Below are 4,296 nucleotides of genomic sequence, written 5' to 3' on the forward strand. Positions count from 1 at the left end.
AGTTGCCGTCGATCTGGAACGGCGGATGCGCGTCGAGCAGGTTGGGATAGGTGCCGCCGGCGTTGTTGGATTCGGTGCCGGGACCGGCCTGCTGCGCGGCGCGCGCGCCCGGCGTGGCCAGCAGGCCGCGCAGCATGCGGTAGGCGTGGTCGCCATCGCCCAGTCGCGCCCAGAAGGCCATCTTCCAGGCCATCGACCAGCCGGTGCCCGCGTCGCCGCGCGCCTGCAGCGTGCGACGCGCCGCGGCGGCCAGCGTGGGCGTGCGCGCCGGCGAGATCTGCCGTCCCGGGAACAGCGCGAACAGGTGCGACACATGGCGGTGGGTGTCCCCCGGCGTGTCGAGCACGGGATCGCGCTTCTCGTCCAGCCACTCGAGCAACTGGCCCCAGCTGCCGACCTTCGGCCCGGCGAGGCGGTCGCGCAGCGCGGCGACGTGATCGCGCCAGGCGCGCTCGTTGCCGAGCGCATCGGCGGCGGCCACGGCGTTGTTGAACAGGTCCCAGAGGATCTGCTGGTCGTAGCTGACGCCGTCCTCGACCGGGCCGTGCTCCGGCGACCAGCCCATCGGCGCGACCAGCCGGCCGTCGGGCAGCGGCTTGAGCTGGTCTTCCCAGAACGCGACGACTTCCTTCATCAGCGGCAGCGTGACCTCGCGCAGCTGGCGCTGGTCGCCGCCGAAGGCGTAATGCTCCCAGAAGTGCTGCAGGTACCAGGCGTTGCCGGTCTTGTTCCAGAGGTAGCCCATGCCGCCGAACGGGTTGGACTCGGTGCGCACGGTCCAGCCGCGCACCGGGCGGCCTTGCGCGGTCAGGAAGCGTTCCTCGGGCGGCCGGGCCTCGCCGGCGAAGGCGCCGATGGGAATCGGCTCACTGGAAGCGGCGGCGCTTGCCGCACCGCTGACGCTCGCCGCGTCACGGGCATGCGCGAGCGCGGCGGCCTCGGCCACCGCGCGCCGGTACATCGGGATCTGGCTCTGGACGAAGGCGAGGAAGGGCCGCGCCATCTCCGCCAGGTTGCCTCTCCGACGGCCAGTAGTTCATCTGGACATTGATGTTGGTGTGGTAGTCCGAGCTCCACGGCGGCGTGAGGCTGTCGTTCCACAGGCCCTGCAGGTTGGCCGGCAGCGAGTCCCGCGAGCTGGCGATCAGCAGGTAGCGACCGTACTGCGCGTGCAGCGCCTCCAGCTCCGGGTCGCGCCTTCGGCGGTGTGAGCGTAGCAGGCGCTCGCCGGTCGGCAGCGCGCGGCGCTCGTCGTCGCTGCGGCCGAGGTCGAGCGCGACCCGCGCGAAGAACGCTGGTGGTCGGCGACATGGCGCGCGCGCAGCGTCGTCCAGGGCTGCGCGGACGCGGCCGTCACCTGCGCGGCGACGCGCGGCAGCGGATCGATGCCGCTGTCGAAGGCCTTGGTCGCGTCGGGCAGGTAGCTGGTGCCGGCGCCGAGCACGATGGTCAGGGCATCGCAGCCCTGGAAGACCAGCCGGCCGCCCTCGACGCGCAGCAGGCCGCCCTCGGCGATGACGCGCGCCTGCGCCGCGTAGCGCATGCCGTTGGGGAGCGCGCCGGTGGCCTGCTGGCGCGGTCGGACGAGGACGACCTGGTCCGCGACCGGCACGCGCGCGCCGTGGCGATCGGTCAAGGCGAGGCTGCCGCTGTACTGACCGCCGCGATCGGCGCTCAGGCGCAGCACGATGGCCTGCGCCGGATGACTGGCGATCACCTCGCGCGTGAAGCGCGTGCCGCCGTGGGTGTAGCTGACGCGGTGCAGCGCGTCGCCGATGTCGAGCTCACGTCGGTAGCCGCTGGCCGCCGCGGGCTCGGCGTCGTGACCCGGCAGCGTCAGCACCAGGTCGCCGAAGGGCTGGTAGGCGCCCATGGTGCGGCCGTCGCCGACCCACAAGGTGTTCTCGTTGAACTGGATCCGGTCGCGCGCCAGCCCGCCGAACAACATCGCGCCGAGGCGACCGTTGCCGATGGGCAGCGCCTGGCGCTCCCAGCCTTCCGGCGTGTCCGGCGCGGGCGCGCGTTCGAACAGGCGAAGCTCCGAGGCCATCGCCTCGGCGGGAGCGAGCGCGCCCAGAAGCATCACGCCCGCGACGCCGCCTGCCGCGCCACCCAGCACACCACCCAAAGGCGCCGCGATCGCGGCGAGGGTCGTCGCCGCGATCACCAGCAGCCGGGCGAGCGGGCCCGTGGCCGGCGCGATCCGATGGGCGGCGCTCGGGCCGTGCATGTTCATGAGCCCGTCCTCGGCTTGCCGACGACGATGCCGCGTCCATGCGGCGCGAGGAAGACGGTGCCGTGCTCCAGCGGATCGGCGGCCATCGACAGCAGGCGGCCGTAGCGGTGCAGGTCGTCACCGATGCGGATGAAGCTCCGGCCTTCGTCGTCGCTGCGGAACAGCCCCTCGACCGGCGAGGCGCCGCCGACCGACACGCGGCCCCACACATAGATCGCGTGGTAGGGGGCGCCCGCAGCCGCCTTGCCCAGCGCCATCATCCAGGCCTCGGCGACCGGCTTGACCGGCTGCAAGGGCTGGTCGGCCGCGGGCAGGTGGAAGAGGCCGTTGGGCAGCGCGAACCACAGGTCGCGCCCACGGCCCGGCGCGCACAGCATCTGCGCGTACTGCCAGTCGCCGAGTTGAGGCAGGCCGTTGACGGCGGGCTGGAAACGCTGGCCGCCATCGACGCTCATCAGCACGCGTCCCTGCGCGCGGTCGAGCAGGTAGAAGACGCCTTCCACCGCGCGGTCCGCGACCGGCGCGAGCAGCGGGCTGCGCTCCGAGGGCCAGCCCTCGCAGAGCGACCAGCTGCGGCCCTTGTCCTTGGACCACATCGCCGGCTGGCGCTCCGGCGCCCACACCAGGAAACCGCCCTTGGCGCTGACGGCCACCAGACCGGTCGGCGCGCGATGGCCTTGCGCGTTCTTCGCGTCGCGCGGCGAGGGGCCGAAGGCGCGCCAGCTCACGCCGCCATCGACGGAGACGTAGCCGCCGGTCGGCGCGTGGTCGGAGGTGCGCGCCAGCACGCGCGGCTCCAGCTCGGCGGCGTCGACGGAGCGGTTGGTCTCGTTGCTCGGCGCGAACAGGCCGGTCGAGGGATTCTTCGCCAGGTCGTCCCAGGCCGCGCCGGACACGTCGCCCATCGCCGCCAGCAGCGTCGCGCCGCCGGACGGGCTCTTGATCTCCAGCGTCGCGGTCTCCTCGAGGTTCTCGACCTCGAAGCGCCACGCCACCGTGCCGGCCGGAGAACGCGTCGCCGCGGCCAGCGAGTCGGTCATCCACACGCCGTAGCCGGTGCCGTAGACCGCGCGGCCGCCGTCCTGCGGATCGAGCTTCACGTCGGCGATCCAGTGGCCCATCGGATCGGGGCGGCGCGTCGCGCGCTTGTAGTTGGCGAGCCAGGGGCGGGACTCGATGTCGTGCTTGGAGCGGGCGCCGATCGCGGTCCAGCTCTTGCCGCCGTCCTCGCTGAGGAAGAGGTCGTCGCCATCGACCCAACGCTCGATCGTCGACACGATCAGGCGACCGGGCCGCTGGCGGTCGACGTCCAGCCCCGAGTAGCCGAAGCCCTTCAGCCCTTCGCCGGGCTTGACGGGCGTGATCTCGGTCCAGACGGCCTTGCCGCCGCGCAGTTCGCGCTTCCACACGGCGCCGCGCGACGCGTAGCTCGGATTGACGGGCTGCGGCGCGTCGCTGCCGGCAAAGCTCACGTAGAGCACGCCATCGGGCCCGATGGCCGCGCGCTGCGGCGCCATCGCGGGCGTGCCGGGCTCGCGGGCGAAGCTGCGGCCGCCATCGTCGGAGACATACAAGCCCGGTTGATCGTGGCTGCCGACGTAGAGCCGCGAGGCCGCCTTGCCCGCCGCGCCGCTTGCCGGGTCGATCAGCACCAGCGAGACATGCTTCGCCGGGAAGGCCAGCGGCTGGAAGCTGCGGCCGCGGTCGGTGCTCTTGAGCAGGCCGTCCTGCGAGCTGCCGAGGTAGAGCACCTCGCCGACCCAAGGGTCGACCTGCAGCCGCTCGCCGCTGCCGCGGCCGGGCGAGTTGCCGCCGATCTTCAGTTTCAGTTCGTGCTGGGTCCAGGTGCGGCCGCGGTCGCTCGACGCGAGCAGCGCGCCATCGCGCACGTCCTTGCCCAGGTAGAGCCCGCAGGCGAGGTAGACGCGCTCGGCATCGTTGGGATCGACCGCGACGCTCAGCACGCCCATCAGGTCGGCGTCGGCCTTGTCGAGGTGGTCCAGCAGTGGCCACCAGCGCCGCGCCTTCGGATCGAAGCGGTAGGCGCCGCCGATGTCGGT

At 72.9% G+C, this 4,296-nt stretch carries 4 protein-coding genes; all 4 read right to left on the reverse strand.

Going from position 1 to position 4,296, the window contains the following annotated elements:
• On the reverse strand, positions 1 to 1,003 hold a 1,003-nt coding region (locus FUT87_RS30665), incomplete at its 3' end, for a glycosyl hydrolase family 95 catalytic domain-containing protein (RefSeq protein ID WP_404935400.1).
• Positions 912 to 1,238, reverse strand: coding sequence for a glycosyl hydrolase family 95 catalytic domain-containing protein (locus FUT87_RS31720; protein WP_404935401.1), 327 nt, complete (start codon positions 1,236 to 1,238; stop codon positions 912 to 914). The genes FUT87_RS30665 and FUT87_RS31720, both read right to left, overlap by 92 nt.
• Positions 1,145 to 2,236: a glycoside hydrolase N-terminal domain-containing protein gene (locus FUT87_RS30670; protein ID WP_255511814.1), complete on the reverse strand. Its 1,092-nt coding sequence runs from the start codon at positions 2,234 to 2,236 to the stop codon at positions 1,145 to 1,147. Before FUT87_RS30670 ends, FUT87_RS31720 begins: the two co-directional genes overlap by 94 nt.
• The coding region (locus tag FUT87_RS28760) for an exo-alpha-sialidase (protein ID WP_186830520.1) at positions 2,233 to 4,296 on the reverse strand (2,064 nt) is incomplete at its 5' end. The genes FUT87_RS30670 and FUT87_RS28760, both read right to left, overlap by 4 nt.

The sequence above is a fragment of the Mitsuaria sp. TWR114 genome (genome assembly GCF_007997345.1).

What these genes read in the sequence shown, in the direction of transcription:
- FUT87_RS30670 (WP_255511814.1), bottom strand. Translation starts at nt 2,236, where the DNA reads ATGAACATGCACGGCCCGAGCGCCGCCCATCGGATCGCGCCGGCCACG.